Below are 15,655 nucleotides of genomic sequence, written 5' to 3' on the forward strand. Positions count from 1 at the left end.
CATTTCGGTCAAATCCCCCGTCATTTCTGTTGCCCACTGCCGCGCGGCACCTTAGACTTCCGCCCCCTGTAAAAGAGTGCCGGTTGGCGCTTGAAGAATTCCGCCCCCGACGTGCCATCGTCGGTGGCACCCGAATCGCCCATATGCACATTTTTTCATAGAGAAATCGATGACCAAGGAACAGTTGCTGGCCATGTCGGCCGATGACTACATGAACGCCGAGCAGCTCGCGTATTTCACCGCGCTGCTGCAGGCGATGAAAGTCGAAACTCACGAGCGCATCGAACTCAGCCGCACCGCCATCGAAAGCCTGGATACCCCGTCGGATCCCGCTGACGTGGCGTCGGTCGAGGAAGAACGCACCTGGTTGGTCAATGCCATCGACCGCGACCAGCGTCTGCTGCCGCAACTGGAGATGGCGCTGGACCGCATCACCGACGAAAGCTTCGGCTGGTGCGACGACAGCGGCGAGCCGATCGGCCTGAAGCGCCTGCTGATCAGCCCGACCACCAAGTACTGCATCGAAGCCCAGGAGCGTCACGAACAGCTCGACCGCCACCAGCGGCAGATCTGATCCAACGCCTTGTGCAAGGCCCCGCGGAGCGATCCCTGGGGCCTTCGTGTTTTCTTGCCTTGCATCAAGCATGGCCGCCGCCATCGAGGCGCCACGTGCCGGCGAGCACGGACGTGGCTTCGCGGTGGCCGATGAGCTGGGTACCGGGGTGAACAAACCGGTGTGCAGCTTGCACAGATTACGGGACTGGCAGCCCGTGTCGAAGGCCAGGTCCGCGCAAGTGGATTGAGCGGATTTGTTGCCGGAATTGCAATACAGCTGTGCCTGGCGGCGCTTTTTCCCAGGCAGGGCAGGCCGTATCATGCGCGTATCGTTAGGTTGCTAATTAAATTCCGGAGGGAATGATGAATAGCCAAGTCGATGTCGCCGTCATGATCGGGACTGGCGTGCCGCGCTCAATGCAGGCCCTGGGCAACCGTGTGTGTTGGGTGGTACTGGTCGATGGCGAGCGTCGCGGCACAGCATTCGCCAGCCGCGCCGAAGCCTTGGAATGCCGGGATGCCTGGCTGGCCCTGCTGGACAGCTGCAACGCGGCCTGAGGCGTTCAGCGCTCGAATTGTCGGGCCAGTGCGCAAGCCTGCTCGTGGCACTGGCGAAACCCCCTGACCCGACCCGTATCGCGTTCGGCGATGTGGTAGAAGGCGACACCGGCGGGAATGACGATATAGCGAGGGATATCATGGCCGGAAATGTTACGTGCCTCTCGACGGGTTTCAGTGTTTTCGTGCATATTCGCTCTCCTGTAATGCGCGACTGAAGGCCAGCATTCCTTTCTGGCGAAAGAACTGGTGCTGCTTGTCGCATCCTTTCCGGCATTTGTGCTGTCGGACATTACGTTTCCCTTTGCGGAATCGAGCCGAAGCTTACTTCGCATCGCCGGGCGGTGGCTGGGTGAACTGCTTCCTGGTTGCCCTTGCGCCGTTGTGCGTGGACGCTTTGTCGCTTGTTTCCACGGTCCTGCGGACCTTGACTAAAAAGTGCCTGTCACCTGACGCAACTTGTGTCCGTGGCGTGGCCGTTGCAATCGATGTGAGGAGCCCTTCATTGGCAGTCAGTACACTGGATACCCATGCGTTGTTCGCCCTGGGCGACTTGCGCGCACAGCTGGTCAAGCTGTTCCACGGGCGTTTCATCTATGTCACCGAGCAGAACCCGGAAGGCCTGTACATGGCCGAAATCGACACCGAAGAAGCCATGGTGGTCGACGACAAGCAGCGCCTCGAATTGAAGGTGGGTGACCACTTCCGCGCCGCGGTCTTGCCCAGCCGCGAAGGCGGCAAGCTGGAATTGCGCTTTCGCGAGATCAAGCTGAACGTCTATGGCCAGGGCGACTACGCCTTCGTCTCGGTACCGGAAGGCGACGGTATCGTGTTCCGCGATGGGCATGGCGTGATGCTGGTGTTCGCTGCCCAGCAACAGGTGCAGGAAGGCCTGGGCAAACTGCTCAAGGCGGTGACCGGCAAGGTCGCCAAATGGCGCAAGGGCGAGTTGACCACCTTCAAGGCCAGCGAATGATCGACGAGCCCACCGCGGGCTCGCGGGCCGACTTTCACCGCCTGCACCAGGCCCGTGCGGTGGAGGAGGCCGAGCGCCTGCTTGCGCGCCGAGAGGCGCTGCACGGCGGCTGGCTGGCCTGGGTCGCCGGCGAGCTCTATCGGATGAGCCCGCCGCCTTTTGCCGCCATGGTACGCCGCGAGTTGCAGCGCTTGAGCCAGGCATGAGCCTCAGTTGCCGCGATCGCGCCCGCTGCTGACTTCCTCAGGTACGTTTTCACCCGAGGTGCGTTTGCGAAACAGCGCGGCCCTGGCCAACAGCAGCGTGGTCACCGGCACGGTGATCGACAGCAGGATCGGGATCAGCCACGCATGCAGCACCGGGCTCTGCTTGAGCACCGAGAAGTACAGCATCGAGGCCAACGCCACGCACCATGCGCCGATGGTCGAGGCCAGCGCGGGCGGGTGCATGCGCTGGAAAAAGTCCTGCAGACGGACCAGCCCGATGGCGCCGATCAGGGCGAACAGGCTGCCCAGCAGCAGCAGCGTGGACACCAGCAGTTCCAGCCAGAACGGCAGTTCGATAGCTTCGTTCATTCGATCACCTCGCCACGCAGCAGGAACTTGGCCAGGGCGAACGAGCCGACGAAGCCGAACAGGGCGATCAGCAGCGCGCCCTCGAAGTAGGTGTCACTGGCGTAGCGAATGCCCAACACCAGCATCATCAGCATGCCCAGGATGTACAGGTAGTCCAGTGCCAGTACGCGGTCCTGGGCGGACGGGCCGCGGAACACCCGGATCAGTGCCAGGGCCATGGCAATGGCGAAGATGAACAGGCTGGTGAGGACGGCATAGGCAAGCAGGCCGCTCATTCGAAGATCTCCATCAGCGGACGTTCATAGGTGTGCTTGAAGTGCTCGATGAAGGCCGCTTCCTCTTCAAGATCGAACACGTGCAACAACAGTACGCTGCGATCCAGGGCCAGTTCCGACCAGATGGTTCCCGGCACCACGGTGGTTATCATCGACAGTGCCGCCAGACCGTGGGCGTCGCGCAGGTCCAGCGGAATATGCACGAATGCCGAGCGAGGCGGCGTGCTGCCGACGCGCAGCACGCCACGAGCCACCAACAGGTTGGAATGGATCACGTCGAGGCCCACTCGGCCAACCAGCTTGGCGATTGCCCAAGGGCGGCGCACATGGGCGTGCTGCGGGCGCAACGGCGCCATCAGGATAGGTGCGAGGATCCCCAGCGCGGCACCTAGCAGCAGGTTGCCCGGGCTGACCGAGAGGTTGAGCAGCAGCCACAGTGCCAACAGTGCGACGGACAGCAGTGGTGCGGGAAACAGTCGGCTCATGGCTGCGCCTCCACGCTAAGGGTGGTCGGGCCGGGCAGTGGCCGGGTGGCCATCACCGCCTTGACGTAGGCCTCCGGCGTGCTCAGGCTCGCGGCGGTGTCCTGGGTGTAGCGCAGCAGCGGCTCAGCCTTGAGGCTGAGGAAGATGCACAGGCCCAGGAGAATGACGATAGGCACGCATTCATAGCGACGCAGCACCGGCGAGGGGCGTTCCTCAGGCTTCCAGAAGCGCTGGATGCCCACCCGGCCGAAGGCGATCAGCGAGGCCATGCCGGACAGCACCAACAGGGTGACCAGGGTCCAGCCCGCGACGCCCAGCGGCTGCTCCGGGCTGACGCCCATGCCTTGCGGGTTGAACAGCGCGCTGATCAGGTTGAGCTTGCCGATGAAGCCCGATAGGGGAGGCATGCCGATGATCAGCAGGGCGCAGGCGATGAAGGCAAGGCCCAGGAAGGCCATGGTCCAGGGAATGATCTGGCCGATCACCACCTGCTGCTCGTCGTCCAGGTTGATGCCCTTGGGCGGGTGCAGGGACTCCAGAGGCGAGGGCATTGCGCCTTCTTCATCCTCCAGCGGCGCCTCGTTGGCCGAGCGCGAACGCTCCACCAGCTCGGCCAGCAGGAACAGCGCGCACAGGGCCAGGGTGGAGCTGGCCAGGTAGAACAGCGCGGCGCCGGTCAGGATCGGCTGGCCGAAACCGACGGCGGCCAGCAGTGTGCCGGCGGACACCAGGATGCTCAGCGCTGCCAGGCGCTCCAGGCGCTGCGCGGCGAGGATCGACACGGCCGCCACGGCAAGGGTCGCCAGGCCGCCATACACCAGCCAGTCCCCGCCGAAGAACGCCGAGGCGCCGGCCTGGCCGGAGAACAGCAGCGTCCACAGGCGCAGGATGGCGTACAACCCGACCTTGGTCATGATCGCGAACAGCGCGGCTACCGGCGCACTGGCCGACGAATACGCCGGTACCAGCCAGAAGTTCAACGGCCAGACCCCGGCCTTGGCCAGGAAGGCGACCGCCAGGATCGCCGCGCCGGCATGCAGCAGGCCGCGATCGGCTTCCGGCACCAGCGGCACTTTCAATGCCAGGTCGGCCATGTTCAGGGTGCCGGTCACGCCGTAGAGCATGGCCGCGCCCACCAGGAACAGCGAAGAGGCGAACAGGTTGATGGCGATGTAGTGCAGCCCGGCCTTGACCCGTGCCCGCCCCGAGCCATGCAGCAGCAGGCCGTACGAGGCCGCCAGCAGCACCTCGAAGAACACGAACAAGTTGAACAGGTCGGCCGTGAGGAAGGCGCCGTACAGACCCATCAGCTGGATCTGGAACAGCGCGTGGAAGCTGGCACCGGCACCGTCCCAGCGGGCCCGGGCGAACAGCAGGGCGCTCAGGCCGATTATACCTGTCAGCGTCAGCAGCAGCGCCGACAGGTGGTCGAGCACCAGGGCGATGCCGAACGGCGCCGGCCAGTTACCTGGCAGGTAGACGCCGATGGACTCGGCCTGGCCTTGGGTGCGCACCCACATCAGCAGGGTCACGGCGATGCCCAGGCCGAGGGCGGTGGACAACAGGTTCAGGCGCGCCTTCAGCCAGCGGTGCTTCTCACCGATCAGCAGCATCAGCGCCGCGGTGAGCAGCGGCAGCAGGATCGGCGCAATGATCAGTTGGTTCATCCCGCTCATTCGTCACGCTCCCGGCCATCGACGTGGTCGGTGCCGGTCAGGCCGCGCGAAGCCAGCAGCACCACCAGGAACAACGCGGTCATGGCGAAGCTGATGACAATGGCCGTCAGCACCAGCGCCTGGGGCAGCGGGTCGGTGTAGTGCAGCAAGTCGTGGGGCACGCCGTCCTTGATGATAGGCTCCTTGCCGATGAACAGGCTGCCCATGCTGAAGATGAACAGGTTGACGCCGTAGGACAGCAGGCACAGGCCCATGATCACCTGGTAGGTACGCGGGCGCAGGATCAGCCAGACCCCCGAGGCGGCGAGGACACCGATGGCGACTGCTATGACTTCTTCCATCAGGCGGCTCCTGCTTGGCTGGACTTGGCGGGGCGGTAGGCACGCACCGACTGGTGGGCCAGCGCGGTGAGGATCAGCAGGGTCGAGCCGACCACCACGGTATACACGCCGATGTCGAAGAACAGCGCGCTGGCCACATGCACGTCACCCAGCAGCGGCAGGTGCAGGTGGGCGGTGTGGGTGGTGAGGAACGGGTAGCCGAGCAGCATCGCCCCGGCGCCGGTAAGGGTGGCGCAGAGCAGGCCGGTGCCCATCCAGCGCAGCGGGCGCAGGCTCATCTGCGCCTCGACCCACTGTGTACCGGCGACCATGTACTGCAGGATGAACGCCACCGACATCACCAGGCCCGCGACGAAACCGCCGCCGGGCTGATTGTGGCCACGCATGAACAGGTACATTGACACCAGCAGGGCGATCGGCAGCAGCAGGCGCACCAGAGCGGCCGGCACCATCATGAAGCCCAACGCGGTGTCGGTGGCGTGGCGCGGGTTGACCAGGTCGGTGACCACGTCCGGTGCCAGCTGCCGCTGCTGAGCCGGCAACTGCATGCTCTCCTTGGGCGGGCGGAAGCGGCGCAGCAGGGCGAACACGGTCAGCGCCACGGCCACCAGTACGGTGACTTCACCGAGGGTATCGAAGCCACGGAAGTCCACCAGCATCACATTGACCACGTTGGTGCCCCCGCCCTCTGGCAGGGCGCGGCTAAGGAAGAACGAGGAAATGTCGTTGGGCGTCGGGCGGGTGAGCATGGCGTAGGACAGCAAGGCCATGCCGCCGCCGACCAGCACCGCCAGCAGCAGGTCGCGCAAGCGGCGCAGACGTGCGCGGTCCTGGCTGCCGGGCAGCGGCGAGACACCTTCGATACGCCGGGGCAGCCAGCGCAGGCCAAGGAGGATCAGCACGGTTGTCACCACTTCGACCGCCAGCTGGGTCAGGGCCAGGTCGGGCGCGGAGAACCAGACAAAGGTGATGCAGGTCATCAGGCCGCAGACGCCGACCATGATCAGCGCCGCGAGACGGTGGTATTTGGCCTGGTAGGCGGCGCCGATGGCGCAGGCGATGGCGATCAGCCACAGCGCGACGAACACCCCGGAGCCGGGGATCTTCGGTCGGTCGCCCCAGCTCAGGCCGCTGTACAGCAGTGGTGTCAGGCCGGCGATGAATGCCGCCAGCACCAGCATGAACAACTGCGTCTGCAGGCGGCGGGTAGTCAACAGGCGCTCGATGTGCCGGGCCAGCAGCATCAACCGCACCAGGCCATGCTCGAACAGGCGCTTGCCATTGAAGCGCTCGATCAGCGGCGGGTGGGGGAAGCGACCGCGCTGCAGCTGCTTGCGCAGCAGCAGATAGAGGATGATGCCGCCGCTCATGGCGATCAGGCTCATGATCAACGGCGCGTTCCAGCCATGCCAGATGGCCAGGCTGTACTCCGGCAGGGTGCCGCCCACCACCGGCAGGGCGGCGGCGGCCAGCAGCGGGCCGACCGATTGGGCCGGGAAGATACCGACCACCAGGCACGTGAGCACCAGTAGTTCGACCGGTGCGCGCATCCAGCGGGGAGGCTCGTGGGGCGTGTGTGGCAGATCGTCGGCCGCGGGTCCGAAGAACACGTCGACGGTGAAGCGCAGCGCATAGGCCACGCTGAAGGTTCCGGCGAGGGTGGCGATCACTGGCAGGGCGGCCTCGACCCAGGCGGTCGAGGTGATGAACACGGTCTCGGCGAAGAACATCTCCTTGGACAGGAAGCCGTTCATCAGCGGCACCCCGGCCATCGAGGCGCTGGCGACCATGGCCAGGGTGGCGGTGAACGGTACCAGGCGGAACAGCCCGCTGAGGCGGCGGATGTCGCGGGTGCCGCTTTCGTGGTCGATGATCCCCGCGGCCATGAACAGCGAGGCCTTGAAGGTGGCGTGGTTGAGAATATGGAACACCGCGGCGACGGCGGCCAGCGGACTGTTCAGGCCCAGCAGCAGGGTGATCAGGCCCAGGTGGCTGATGGTCGAGTAGGCCAGCAGGCCCTTGAGGTCGTTCTGGAACATCGCGGCGAAGGCGCCGAGCAGCAGGGTGGCGGCACCGGCGCCGCCGACGATCCAGAACCACTCCTCGCTGCCCGACAACACCGGCCACAGGCGGGCGAGCAGAAACACCCCGGCCTTGACCATGGTCGCCGAGTGCAGGTAAGCCGATACGGGAGTGGGCGCCGCCATGGCATGGGGCAGCCAGAACTGGAAGGGGAATTGCGCGCTCTTGGTCAGGGCGCCGATCAGGATGAGGGGCAGCAGCACCGGGTACAGCGCATGCTGGCGGATGATGTCGCCGGCAGCCAGGACCTTGTCCAGGTCATAGCTGCCGACCACATGGCCGAGCAGCAGCGCCCCGACCAGCAGGCACAAACCGCCGGCCCCCGTCACCATCAATGCCATGTAGGCGCCGCGGCGGGCGTCGGCGCGGTGGTGCCAGTAGCCGATCAGCAGAAACGAGAACAGGCTGGTCAACTCCCAGAAGAACACCAGCTGGAGCAGGTTGCCGGAAATCACCAGGCCGAGCATGGCGCCCATGAATGCCAGGAAGAAGGCGAAGAATCGCGGCACCGGGTCCTGCGGCGACATGTAGTAGCGCGCGTACAACGCCACCAGGCTGCCGATGCCCAGCACCAGCAGGCTGAACAGCCAGGCAAAACCGTCCATGCGCAGGACCAGGTTCAGGCCCAGGCTGGGCAGCCACAGGAATTCCTCGCGAATCACCCCGCCATCGGCCACCTGTGGGTACAGCAACGCCACCTGGACGGTACCGACCAGGGCCACGAGCCCGGCGAGAATGGACTCGGCGTTGCGTGCGTTGTGCGGCAGGACAGCCGCCAGGCAACTGCCTATGAAGGGCAGAAGCAATAGCACAATCAATGACATAGCGTTCTGTTCTGAGAAGTTTGCCAAGGATCATACGTGCCGGGGGGGGATCACCAACACGCAAGCAGTTGCAGGATCGTACAAATGTGCTGTGACAAGCTGTTTTTTTATAACAGTTTTTTACAAAGCATAGCGGATGACAGCGTTGCCGTGGGGCTGCTTTGCAGCCCTGAGGATGCGCAGGAGGGCTACAATCCCGTCTCGCGCTGACGCGCGTCATCGTCCGGCAACGCCTCTGCCTCATCCTGGCGACGAATCTTCAGCTCGCTTACCACCACCGCCAGCACGATCAGCACCCCGCCGATCAACGCCACGCCGGGCAGCCGCTCGCCGGCAACGCGCCCGACGATGCCGGCCCACACCGGCTCGCCCGCATAGATCAGCGTGGCGCGGGTCGGCGAGACCGACTTCTGCGCCCAGTTCATCGCCACCTGGATCACCGCGCTCATGGCGCCCAGGCCCACCGCGCTGGCCAGCAGCAGCCATGAAAAATCGGGGAGCTGCTCCTGGGTGGGCACGATCATCAGGAACGACAGCGCCGAGGCGGTGGCCAACTGCACCACGGTGACCCGACGCACATCCACCTTGCCCGCATAGCGGCTGATCAGGATGATCTCGCCAGCGATCGCCACGGCGCTTACCAGCGTCACCAGCTCGCCTTCGCTGAAGTGCAGCGCGCCGCCCTCGGGGCCAGCCAGCAGCATCAGCCCGGCGAAGGCCAGGCCGATGCCCAGGCTCGGCATCAGGCCTGGGCGGCGGCCCAGCACCAGCCATTGCAGCAAGGGCACGAAGGGCACATAGAGCGCGGTGATGAATGCCGACTGGCTGCTGCTGATGGTCTGCAGGCCCATGGTCTGCAAGCCGTAGCCGAGCATGATCGACACGCCGATCAGCACCCCGGCCTTGAGTTCGGTGGCGGTCAGCCCCGCCAGCGAGCGGGCCGACACCATGCCGACGAACAGCGCGGCGGCAGCGAAGCGCAGGCCGACGAAGAACATCGGGCCACTGACGCTCATGACGTTGTGCACGATAAGGAAGGTGCCGCCCCAGAGCATGGTGATGAACACCAGCACCAGTTCGGCCTTGCTCAGGCGGAAGGTGACGGCGGGCTTGCTGGGGGAGGCTTGGCTCATGGTCTTGCGCACTCGGAAGGGGCGGCGCACAATTCGCCGCAAAGTGGGCAGTATACTGCGCACCCCCTACCAGTGAGCAATATAGTGCACAAAGATTCCGAGCACCGGGCTTCGGTGCTGCAGCATGTCAGCCAGAATGTTCGCCGCCTGCGCGGTGACGCCGGCCTGAGCCAGGCCGCCCTGGCCGAGCGCTCCGGGGTCAGCCGGCGCATGCTGGTGGCCATCGAGGCCGGCGAGAAGAATGTCAGTCTCACCACCCTGGACCTGATCGCCGAAGCGCTCGGGGTGGCGTTCAGCACCCTGATCCAGGCCCCCGACCGCCGCGATCCCAGCCGTATCGACGAGTTGGCCTGGGCCGGCGTGCACCCTGCCAGCCGGGCCGTGCTGCTGGGCAGCAGCCCGGCCCGGCGCGAAGTCGAGCTGTGGGAGTGGACCCTCGCACCTGGCGAGTGCTACGCCAGCGAGGCAGACGCCGCCGGCTGGAGCGAACAGATCTATGTGACCGAAGGCCGCCTGACGCTGATCATCGAAGGCGGCGAGCGGCAGTTGGGCAAGGGCGAGTTCTTCGTCTTCCCCAGCGATTGCCGCTACGCCTATCGCAATGATGGCGAGGAGGCGGTGCGTTTCGTGCGTAATGTGGTGATCTGAGGGGTAGAGCGGGTGCTGAAGACATCGGCATAGGCGAACGCCAACGCGGTCATCGGTCTTCAGCGCCTGATCCTCAATCCTGGCTCGGTGGGTGGGGGCCGGGGCCTTCATCGGCCAGGCGATCATGGTGGTTGCGCAGCGGGCACTCTTTCAGCGACATGCAGCCACAGCCGATGCAGCCATCGAGCTGGTCGCGCAACATCACCAGCTCGTCGATACGCCGGCTCAGGTCGTCGCGCCAGCGTGCCGAGAGGCGCTGCCAGTCGTCTGCGGTGGGCGTATGGTCGCAGGGCAGGGTATCCAGGGCGTTGGCGATGTCGGCCAGGGGGATGCCCAGGCGCTGGGCCATCTTGATTACCGCCACTCGGCGCAGCACGGCCCGTGGGTAGCGCCGCTGATTGCCGGCGTTGCGGGTGCTGTGGATCAGGCCCTTGGTCTCGTAGAAGTGCAGGGCGGTCACGGCCACGCCGCTACGGGCGGCCAGCTGGCCGACGCTGAGCAGGCGTTCCTGGGAGGAAGGGGGTTTCATCGTCAACAAAATCCTTGACCTTGAGTTAGCTGGAGGTTTTACCCTCCACGACCATCTGCTGCAAGAGCCCGAAACGAGGAGAAGCAACATGACGGCCAACACCCATTCCCTGTGGTTCACCCAGATGATCGAGTACGACGTGCCACCGCTGCGCCAGGATGCGCTGGCCGAGGCGCTGGTGGTGCGCAGCGAGCACCTGGCGCAACGCTGCGACGGCTTGCTGAGCGTCAGCATCCAGGTTAGTGACGACGGCCGGCGGGTGCTTCAGCTCCTGCGCTGGCAATCGCGCCAGGCGTGGGCGGCAGCCGCGGGAAGCTTCATCGAGGAGCCGTTCCTCGACCTGCTGGGCGAGCATCAGGCGCGGGGGGTGAATTTCGCCGCCTACCAGACCCTGCGCAGCCTTGTGCGCGGCGCCGATGGTGGCCTGCACTGCCAGTTGGGCAGCGCTCAGGCGTACCAAGGCGCATAGTGCGGGTAGCGGTCCAGGCGGGCACCAATGACCATCTCGCTGATCCAGGACGTGAGTATCGCGCTGTAGGCCTTCTGGCTTTCTTCGCTGGACAGGGCATGGTCGGCGCCGTCTACCAGGCGGTGGGTCATGGAATGGGCACTGACGAACGCCGAGCGGTAACTCATCAACGTGCTGTGAGGTACGTAGTCGTCCTGCTCGGACTCCACCAGCAGTACATCGCCGCCAAATTCGGCGCAGGCTGCCAGGGCACGGTTGTCGGCCGGGCCAAGGCTGAGCTGGCGGTAGGCGTTGAGGCGCTGGCGGTCGAGGGCCTGCTTGGGCGCGTTCCATTCGTCGTCCCAGTAGAGGGCGGGCACCCTGAGCGCCAGCCATTTGACCGGCCGGCGCGGGGTAAGCAAGGTGGCCAGGTAGCCACCGTAGCTACTGCCGATCACGGCAATGGCGGCGGGGTTCACCGAAGGGTGGCTGGCGAGCCGGTCGTAGGCGGCCAGCAGGTCGGCGAGGTTCTGCTCGCGGGTGACGCTCAGGCGCTGGCTTTCGGTCTTTTCATGGCCGCGCAGGTCGAAGGTCATGCAGACGCAACCTAGCCCGGTGATCTGCCGGGCACGGGCCAGGTCGCGCTGCTGGCTGCCGCCCCAGCCATGGACGAAGAGAATCCCTGGCATGCGGCTGCCGGGGCTGACCAGGGTGCCGGCAATGCTTTCCCCTTCGACTTGCAGTTCCACAGTTTCACTCTCGATGGTCATGGTCGCGTATCCGTGCATATTTGCTGAGTTGTCCAAGTTCACTGTCATGCCCCTGATAGAACAGCGTGGCATCGGCAGGCAGTCGCGCCTGGCCGAACACCTCGTGGGTCGATGCGCATAGCCGCTGCAGGGCCGGGTCGGCGGCGAACGTCGACAGCGCCAGGACCTCGGCTGGGCTGGCGCCCCCGATGCGCCACGACTGTTCGAGCACGCCGCTGCGCAGGTGGCCTTGGCGGTCGTTGCCCCGGGCGATGTCGTAGTTGCGGCGCGAAGCGATGAAGCCAGGGAAGTAGCGTTCGGCGGCCTGTTCGTAGGCCATGGCCTGATTGATGGCCAGGCGCAGATGATCGTCCAGCGGCAGTTGCAGCAGTTGCAGGTAGTCGCCCCGCACCACCACCAGGTCGGAGCCGCCGTAGACCTCGGTCCCTGCGTGGTCGCGGGTTAAGTGCTGGGTGCCGTGGTAACTGAGGGTGAGCCCGGCCACGCGCACCTGGCCGACGCTGAAGGTCTCGACCGCGTCCAGGTCCTCTTCCAGCACCAGGCCCCACAGCCCCAGGGCCTCGTCGTCCATTGCCTGCAGTAGCGGTTCCAGGGCCTGGGAATCGTTGATCACCTGCTGGCCTCTGCCTGCACAAGCCAGTACCGGCTTGACACGCACCGGGCCGTCGCGCAGCAGCAGCTCGGCGGCGCGGCGCGCGTCTGCCTTGGAGAACACCGTGTAGCCGCGCAGCAGGGCGTCGCTGGCCAGTTGGGCGAAGGCATCCGTCCAGCCGGGTGGAAAGCTGGCATCGGCTGGCAGGGGATGGGAAATCGCCTTGGTGGCCATGTGTGGATGGCTGACCGCACCGCCGAATAGGTCCTCTTCGCCATGGATGCCGAGTGCCATCTGGCGCGTCGGGTCGACCAGGGTGTCGCTCGGCACGTAGTAACAGCGGGCATCGGCGCTGGGCACGGGCGCTGACTCGACCCGATCGATGCCCAGCAGGTGTGCCAGGTACTGGGCGATTTTCAGGTGCGTCGCCTGCTCATGGTCCGGCGTGTGCGCCCGGGTGTCGAGGAGCACGACCGCGGTTTTCGGTGCGCGGGAGTGGGGCATGGCCAACCTCGCGTTCGCAGGGTGTGTAAGGGGTGTGAAGGCGCGTAGGCTGTTTAGTTCAGGAGGAAGGATCGACGGTCGGCAGGGCACTTGGGGCAATGCATGCCTTGTTACGGTCGTGGTGATTGCGGGCGCCTGCCAGCTGTTTCATTATCAACGGCTTGGACCCGTCGACACCTATCCGCAGGAGTGCGCATGAACAGTCAGTCCCCTCTTCACGAACCCGTACCGGCGCGCCTTGCCCGTGTGCGCGAGGCCATGGCCCGGGAGGGCGTGGCTGCCTTGCTGGTGCCTTCGGCCGACCCGCATTTGTCCGAGTACTTGCCTGGCTATTGGCAGGGACGGCAATGGTTGTCCGGCTTCGAGGGGTCGGTGGGCACGTTGGTGGTCACGGCGGATTTCGCTGGGCTCTGGGCTGACAGTCGCTATTGGGAACAAGCGAACAAGGAGCTGGCCGGCAGTGGCATCGAGCTGATGAAGCTGCGGCCCGGCCAGCCAGGCGCGTTGGAGTGGTTGGGTGCGGAGGTCGACGGTACCGTTGCGGTGGACGGTGCGGTCATGGCAGTGGCCGCAGCCCGCCAGTTAAGCGAGCGTCTGCAGGCGCGGGGCGCAAAGTTACGTACGGACATCGATCTGCTGGCCGGGGTCTGGAGCGACCGGCCATTGTTGCCGGGCAATCCGGTCTACCAGCACCTGCCGCCCCATGCGACCGTCAATCGCGCGCAAAAGCTTGCCGAGCTGCGGGGCACCCTGCAGGAAAAAGGCGCCGACTGGCATTTCATTGCCACGCTCGACGATATCGCCTGGCTGTTCAACCTGCGTGGCAGCGACGTTTCCTACAACCCCGTGTTCGTCTCTTTCGCGTTGGTCAGCCAGGACAAGGCGTACCTGTTCGTCGGGCGTGACAAGGTCGATGGGCACCTGCGCGACGTATTGGCGGTCGATGGTATCGAGGTTCGTGACTACGCAGCGGTCGGCGACGCGCTGTCGGCGATTCCGGCCACGGCCAGCCTGCTGGTGGATCCGGCGCGGGTCACCCGTGGGCTGCTGGATCACCTGCATGGGCAGGTTCGGCTGGTCGAGGGCATCAATCCGACGACCTTGAGCAAGTCGCGCAAGGGTGAAGGGGATCTCGTCCATATCCGCCAGGCCATGGAGCAGGACGGCGCGGCATTGTGCGAGTTCTTTGCCTGGTTCGAAGCGAACCAAGGGGCGCAGCACATCACCGAGCTGACCATCGATGAGCGGTTGAGCGCGGCCCGCGCCCGCCGTCCGGGCTTTGTATCGCTGAGCTTTTCCACCATCGCGGCCTATAACGCCAATGGCGCCATGCCGCACTACCGCGCCACCGAGCAGTCACATGCCGTGATCGAGGGCAATGGCCTGCTGTTGATCGATTCAGGTGGGCAGTATCTAGGGGGAACCACCGATATCACCCGAATGGTGCCGATCGGCGAGCCGAGCCGCGAACAGAAGGCGGATTGCTCGCGGGTGCTCAAGGGCATGATCGCGCTGTCCAGGGCCAGGTTCCCGCGTGGGATCCTCTCGCCTCTGCTCGATGCCATCGCCCGCGCGCCGATCTGGGCTGACCAGGTCGATTACGGGCATGGCACCGGCCACGGTGTCGGCTACTTCATGAATGTGCACGAAGGCCCGCAGGTGATCGCCTACCAGGCGGCTGCCACGCCGCAGACAGCCATGCAGCCGGGGATGATCAGCTCGATCGAGCCTGGGACCTACCGGCCGGGGCAGTGGGGGGTGCGTATCGAGAACCTGGTGGTCAATCGCGAGGTCGGTACCAGTGAGTTTGGCGAGTTCCTGGCGTTCGAAACCTTGACCCTGTGCCCGATCGACACGCGCTGCCTGTTGGTCGAGGCGCTGGGCAGGGAGGATATTGCCTGGTTGAACAGCTATCACCAGACGGTGCGCGAGCGGCTTGCCCCTTTGCTGGAAGGTGAAGCGCTGGCGTGGCTGGAGCGGCGGACCGCGCCTCTCTGAAAGTGAAAAGGGCAGCCATTGGCTGCCCTTCATGCATCTGTTACTTGCAAATCACGATCATGCTGCGGCTGGTGTAGCCGGCAGGGTTGATGCCGAAAACGTAATCGCCAGGCTCTTCGTCGGAGTCACCGGAGCGGGCGATGACCTTGTAGCCCTTGCTGCTACAGGAGCTGGCGGCCTTGCTGTAGCACTTCTCCCACGACGAGGAGAGTCCCGAGCAATTGATATGCAGGCCTTTCTTCCCTCGTTTCACCTCGGTATTGGCTGTCGCGGCACATCCAGCGATGACCAGGATGCCCAGGATGAGCAAAATACGTTTCATTCCTGTCCTTATACGGCCCGACTACATTAACGGACCTGACGTTTGCGCGTTTCCTCTTCCTTGATGATCCCCGGCGTCCATGTACCGCTCAGTAGATAGCGTCAAGATTATGATCTGGTGACAGCTTAATCAGCCACGCCGGGCGGTACAAGGCTACAGGTTGGCTAAATGAAAATATTTCTCAAATCAGTCGGCAGCCACGGGTGGCGCCGCTTCCCGTTTCATGGAAAGGGTAGCGCCCACCGAGGCGGTGATGATGGCGAGAATGGCCAGCCACTGCCAGAGCGTGAGCTGCTCGCCCAGGAACAGTAACCCGGACAATGCGCCAAAGGCTGGTTCGATGCTCATCAGGGTGCCGAAGGTG

General features: G+C 65.0%; 20 protein-coding genes (1 of these 20 cut by a window edge). 7 read left to right on the forward strand and 13 right to left on the reverse strand.

Annotated features, from left to right (window positions below; all coding sequences use genetic code 11):
* Window positions 1–169 precede the first annotated feature (169 nt).
* Window positions 170–574: a TraR/DksA family transcriptional regulator gene (locus tag LOY42_RS08775; protein ID WP_023629711.1), complete on the forward strand. Its 405-nt coding sequence runs from the start codon at window positions 170–172 to the stop codon at window positions 572–574.
* 344 nt (window positions 575–918) lie between these two features.
* A complete protein-coding gene (locus LOY42_RS08780; protein WP_102683678.1) occupies window positions 919–1,113 on the forward strand; it encodes a hypothetical protein in 195 nt (64 codons plus the stop codon).
* 5 nt (window positions 1,114–1,118) lie between these two features.
* On the opposite strand, the gene LOY42_RS08785 is transcribed toward LOY42_RS08780, so the two are convergent.
* Window positions 1,119–1,304, reverse strand: a complete 186-nt coding sequence (locus tag LOY42_RS08785) for a hypothetical protein (protein ID WP_139669819.1) — start codon at window positions 1,302–1,304, stop codon at window positions 1,119–1,121.
* Window positions 1,305–1,618: 314 nt separating this feature from the next.
* On the opposite strand from LOY42_RS08785, the gene LOY42_RS08790 reads away from it, so the two are divergent.
* Together LOY42_RS08790 and LOY42_RS08795 are read left to right on the forward strand one after the other, a co-directional pair.
* The gene (locus tag LOY42_RS08790; protein ID WP_102683676.1) at window positions 1,619–2,089 is read left to right on the forward strand and encodes a hypothetical protein; all 471 of its coding nucleotides are present in this window, start codon (window positions 1,619–1,621) and stop codon (window positions 2,087–2,089) included.
* Entirely contained in the window at window positions 2,086–2,295 is a 210-nt protein-coding gene (locus LOY42_RS08795) for a hypothetical protein (protein WP_102683675.1), read from the forward strand. The genes LOY42_RS08790 and LOY42_RS08795 overlap by 4 nt, the downstream gene beginning before the upstream one ends.
* Before the next feature lie 3 nt (window positions 2,296–2,298).
* Here the strand turns inward: LOY42_RS08795 and LOY42_RS08800 are convergent, their stop codons facing one another.
* The 7 genes from LOY42_RS08800 to LOY42_RS08830 all read right to left on the reverse strand — a co-directional run bounded on the left by LOY42_RS08800 (window position 2,299) and on the right by LOY42_RS08830 (window position 9,480).
* Window positions 2,299–2,664 (reverse strand): Na+/H+ antiporter subunit G, encoded by a 366-nt coding sequence (locus LOY42_RS08800; protein WP_139669821.1) that lies wholly within the window; start codon window positions 2,662–2,664, stop codon window positions 2,299–2,301.
* Window positions 2,661–2,939, reverse strand: coding sequence for a K+/H+ antiporter subunit F (locus LOY42_RS08805; protein WP_258600296.1), 279 nt, complete (start codon window positions 2,937–2,939; stop codon window positions 2,661–2,663). Before LOY42_RS08805 ends, LOY42_RS08800 begins: the two co-directional genes overlap by 4 nt.
* Complete coding sequence (locus tag LOY42_RS08810) at window positions 2,936–3,424, reverse strand: Na+/H+ antiporter subunit E (RefSeq protein ID WP_139669823.1); 489 nt, start codon at window positions 3,422–3,424, stop codon at window positions 2,936–2,938. The genes LOY42_RS08805 and LOY42_RS08810 overlap by 4 nt, the downstream gene beginning before the upstream one ends.
* Window positions 3,421–5,100 carry a monovalent cation/H+ antiporter subunit D gene (locus LOY42_RS08815; protein WP_139669825.1) on the reverse strand — a complete coding sequence of 560 codons (1,680 nt, stop codon included), beginning with the start codon at window positions 5,098–5,100 and terminating at the stop codon, window positions 3,421–3,423. Before LOY42_RS08815 ends, LOY42_RS08810 begins: the two co-directional genes overlap by 4 nt.
* Window positions 5,097–5,441, reverse strand: coding sequence for a Na+/H+ antiporter subunit C (locus LOY42_RS08820; protein ID WP_023632557.1), 345 nt, complete (start codon window positions 5,439–5,441; stop codon window positions 5,097–5,099). Before LOY42_RS08820 ends, LOY42_RS08815 begins: the two co-directional genes overlap by 4 nt.
* Window positions 5,441–8,347: a monovalent cation/H+ antiporter subunit A gene (locus tag LOY42_RS08825; RefSeq protein ID WP_139669827.1), complete on the reverse strand. Its 2,907-nt coding sequence runs from the start codon at window positions 8,345–8,347 to the stop codon at window positions 5,441–5,443. Before LOY42_RS08825 ends, LOY42_RS08820 begins: the two co-directional genes overlap by 1 nt.
* A 188-nt stretch (window positions 8,348–8,535) precedes the next feature.
* A complete protein-coding gene (locus LOY42_RS08830) occupies window positions 8,536–9,480 on the reverse strand; it encodes a DMT family transporter (protein WP_139669829.1) in 945 nt (314 codons plus the stop codon).
* An 84-nt stretch (window positions 9,481–9,564) separates the two neighbouring features.
* Between LOY42_RS08830 and LOY42_RS08835 the strand changes: the two genes are divergently transcribed.
* On the forward strand, window positions 9,565–10,128 hold the full coding sequence (locus LOY42_RS08835; RefSeq protein WP_139669831.1) for a helix-turn-helix domain-containing protein: 564 nt from the start codon (window positions 9,565–9,567) through the stop codon (window positions 10,126–10,128).
* A gap of 73 nt (window positions 10,129–10,201) precedes the next feature.
* Here the strand turns inward: LOY42_RS08835 and soxR are convergent, their stop codons facing one another.
* The gene (gene soxR / locus LOY42_RS08840) at window positions 10,202–10,657 is read right to left on the reverse strand and encodes a redox-sensitive transcriptional activator SoxR (RefSeq protein ID WP_110703565.1); all 456 of its coding nucleotides are present in this window, start codon (window positions 10,655–10,657) and stop codon (window positions 10,202–10,204) included.
* A gap of 88 nt (window positions 10,658–10,745) precedes the next feature.
* On the opposite strand from soxR, the gene LOY42_RS08845 reads away from it, so the two are divergent.
* Window positions 10,746–11,126, forward strand: coding sequence for an antibiotic biosynthesis monooxygenase (locus LOY42_RS08845; protein ID WP_110703567.1), 381 nt, complete (start codon window positions 10,746–10,748; stop codon window positions 11,124–11,126).
* Here the strand turns inward: LOY42_RS08845 and LOY42_RS08850 are convergent.
* Window positions 11,105–11,875 carry a S9 family peptidase gene (locus LOY42_RS08850; protein WP_139669833.1) on the reverse strand — a complete coding sequence of 257 codons (771 nt, stop codon included), beginning with the start codon at window positions 11,873–11,875 and terminating at the stop codon, window positions 11,105–11,107. The genes LOY42_RS08845 and LOY42_RS08850 overlap by 22 nt on opposite strands.
* Complete coding sequence (locus tag LOY42_RS08855) at window positions 11,859–12,971, reverse strand: DUF3182 family protein (protein WP_408981068.1); 1,113 nt, start codon at window positions 12,969–12,971, stop codon at window positions 11,859–11,861. Before LOY42_RS08855 ends, LOY42_RS08850 begins: the two co-directional genes overlap by 17 nt.
* Window positions 12,972–13,166: 195 nt before the next feature.
* On the opposite strand from LOY42_RS08855, the gene LOY42_RS08860 reads away from it, so the two are divergent.
* Entirely contained in the window at window positions 13,167–14,969 is a 1,803-nt protein-coding gene (locus LOY42_RS08860) for an aminopeptidase P family protein (protein ID WP_139669837.1), read from the forward strand.
* A 40-nt stretch (window positions 14,970–15,009) separates the two neighbouring features.
* Here LOY42_RS08860 and LOY42_RS08865 read toward each other — a convergent pair whose 3' ends face one another.
* Window positions 15,010–15,291: a hypothetical protein gene (locus tag LOY42_RS08865; protein ID WP_110703575.1), complete on the reverse strand. Its 282-nt coding sequence runs from the start codon at window positions 15,289–15,291 to the stop codon at window positions 15,010–15,012.
* 186 nt (window positions 15,292–15,477) lie between these two features.
* Window positions 15,478–15,655: the 3' end of a threonine/homoserine exporter RhtA gene (rhtA, locus tag LOY42_RS08870; RefSeq protein WP_110703577.1), read on the reverse strand. Its footprint extends 710 nt past the window's final position; 178 of the gene's 888 nt are visible here — the last part of the coding sequence; its start codon lies beyond the right edge, outside the window; the stop codon is at window positions 15,478–15,480.

The sequence above is a fragment of the Pseudomonas sp. B21-023 genome, assembly GCF_024749165.1.
In the GTDB taxonomy this organism is placed as follows: domain Bacteria; phylum Pseudomonadota; class Gammaproteobacteria; order Pseudomonadales; family Pseudomonadaceae; genus Aquipseudomonas.

Excerpts from the sequence above, each read along its gene's own strand:
- LOY42_RS08775 (WP_023629711.1), top strand. The coding sequence starts at position 170 with ATGACCAAGGAACAGTTGCTGGCCATGTCGGCCGATGACTACATGAAC.
- LOY42_RS08780 (WP_102683678.1), top strand. The coding sequence starts at position 919 with ATGAATAGCCAAGTCGATGTCGCCGTCATGATCGGGACTGGCGTGCCG.
- LOY42_RS08785 (WP_139669819.1), bottom strand. The coding sequence starts at position 1,304 with ATGCACGAAAACACTGAAACCCGTCGAGAGGCACGTAACATTTCCGGC.
- LOY42_RS08795 (WP_102683675.1), top strand. The coding sequence starts at position 2,086 with ATGATCGACGAGCCCACCGCGGGCTCGCGGGCCGACTTTCACCGCCTG.
- LOY42_RS08800 (WP_139669821.1), bottom strand. The coding sequence starts at position 2,664 with ATGAACGAAGCTATCGAACTGCCGTTCTGGCTGGAACTGCTGGTGTCC.
- LOY42_RS08805 (WP_258600296.1), bottom strand. The coding sequence starts at position 2,939 with ATGAGCGGCCTGCTTGCCTATGCCGTCCTCACCAGCCTGTTCATCTTC.
- LOY42_RS08810 (WP_139669823.1), bottom strand. The coding sequence starts at position 3,424 with ATGAGCCGACTGTTTCCCGCACCACTGCTGTCCGTCGCACTGTTGGCA.
- LOY42_RS08815 (WP_139669825.1), bottom strand. The coding sequence starts at position 5,100 with ATGAGCGGGATGAACCAACTGATCATTGCGCCGATCCTGCTGCCGCTG.
- LOY42_RS08820 (WP_023632557.1), bottom strand. The coding sequence starts at position 5,441 with ATGGAAGAAGTCATAGCAGTCGCCATCGGTGTCCTCGCCGCCTCGGGG.
- LOY42_RS08825 (WP_139669827.1), bottom strand. The coding sequence starts at position 8,347 with ATGTCATTGATTGTGCTATTGCTTCTGCCCTTCATAGGCAGTTGCCTG.
- LOY42_RS08830 (WP_139669829.1), bottom strand. The coding sequence starts at position 9,480 with ATGAGCCAAGCCTCCCCCAGCAAGCCCGCCGTCACCTTCCGCCTGAGC.
- soxR (WP_110703565.1), bottom strand. The coding sequence starts at position 10,657 with ATGAAACCCCCTTCCTCCCAGGAACGCCTGCTCAGCGTCGGCCAGCTG.
- LOY42_RS08845 (WP_110703567.1), top strand. The coding sequence starts at position 10,746 with ATGACGGCCAACACCCATTCCCTGTGGTTCACCCAGATGATCGAGTAC.
- LOY42_RS08850 (WP_139669833.1), bottom strand. The coding sequence starts at position 11,875 with ATGACCATCGAGAGTGAAACTGTGGAACTGCAAGTCGAAGGGGAAAGC.
- LOY42_RS08855 (WP_408981068.1), bottom strand. The coding sequence starts at position 12,971 with ATGCCCCACTCCCGCGCACCGAAAACCGCGGTCGTGCTCCTCGACACC.
- LOY42_RS08860 (WP_139669837.1), top strand. The coding sequence starts at position 13,167 with ATGAACAGTCAGTCCCCTCTTCACGAACCCGTACCGGCGCGCCTTGCC.
- LOY42_RS08865 (WP_110703575.1), bottom strand. The coding sequence starts at position 15,291 with ATGAAACGTATTTTGCTCATCCTGGGCATCCTGGTCATCGCTGGATGT.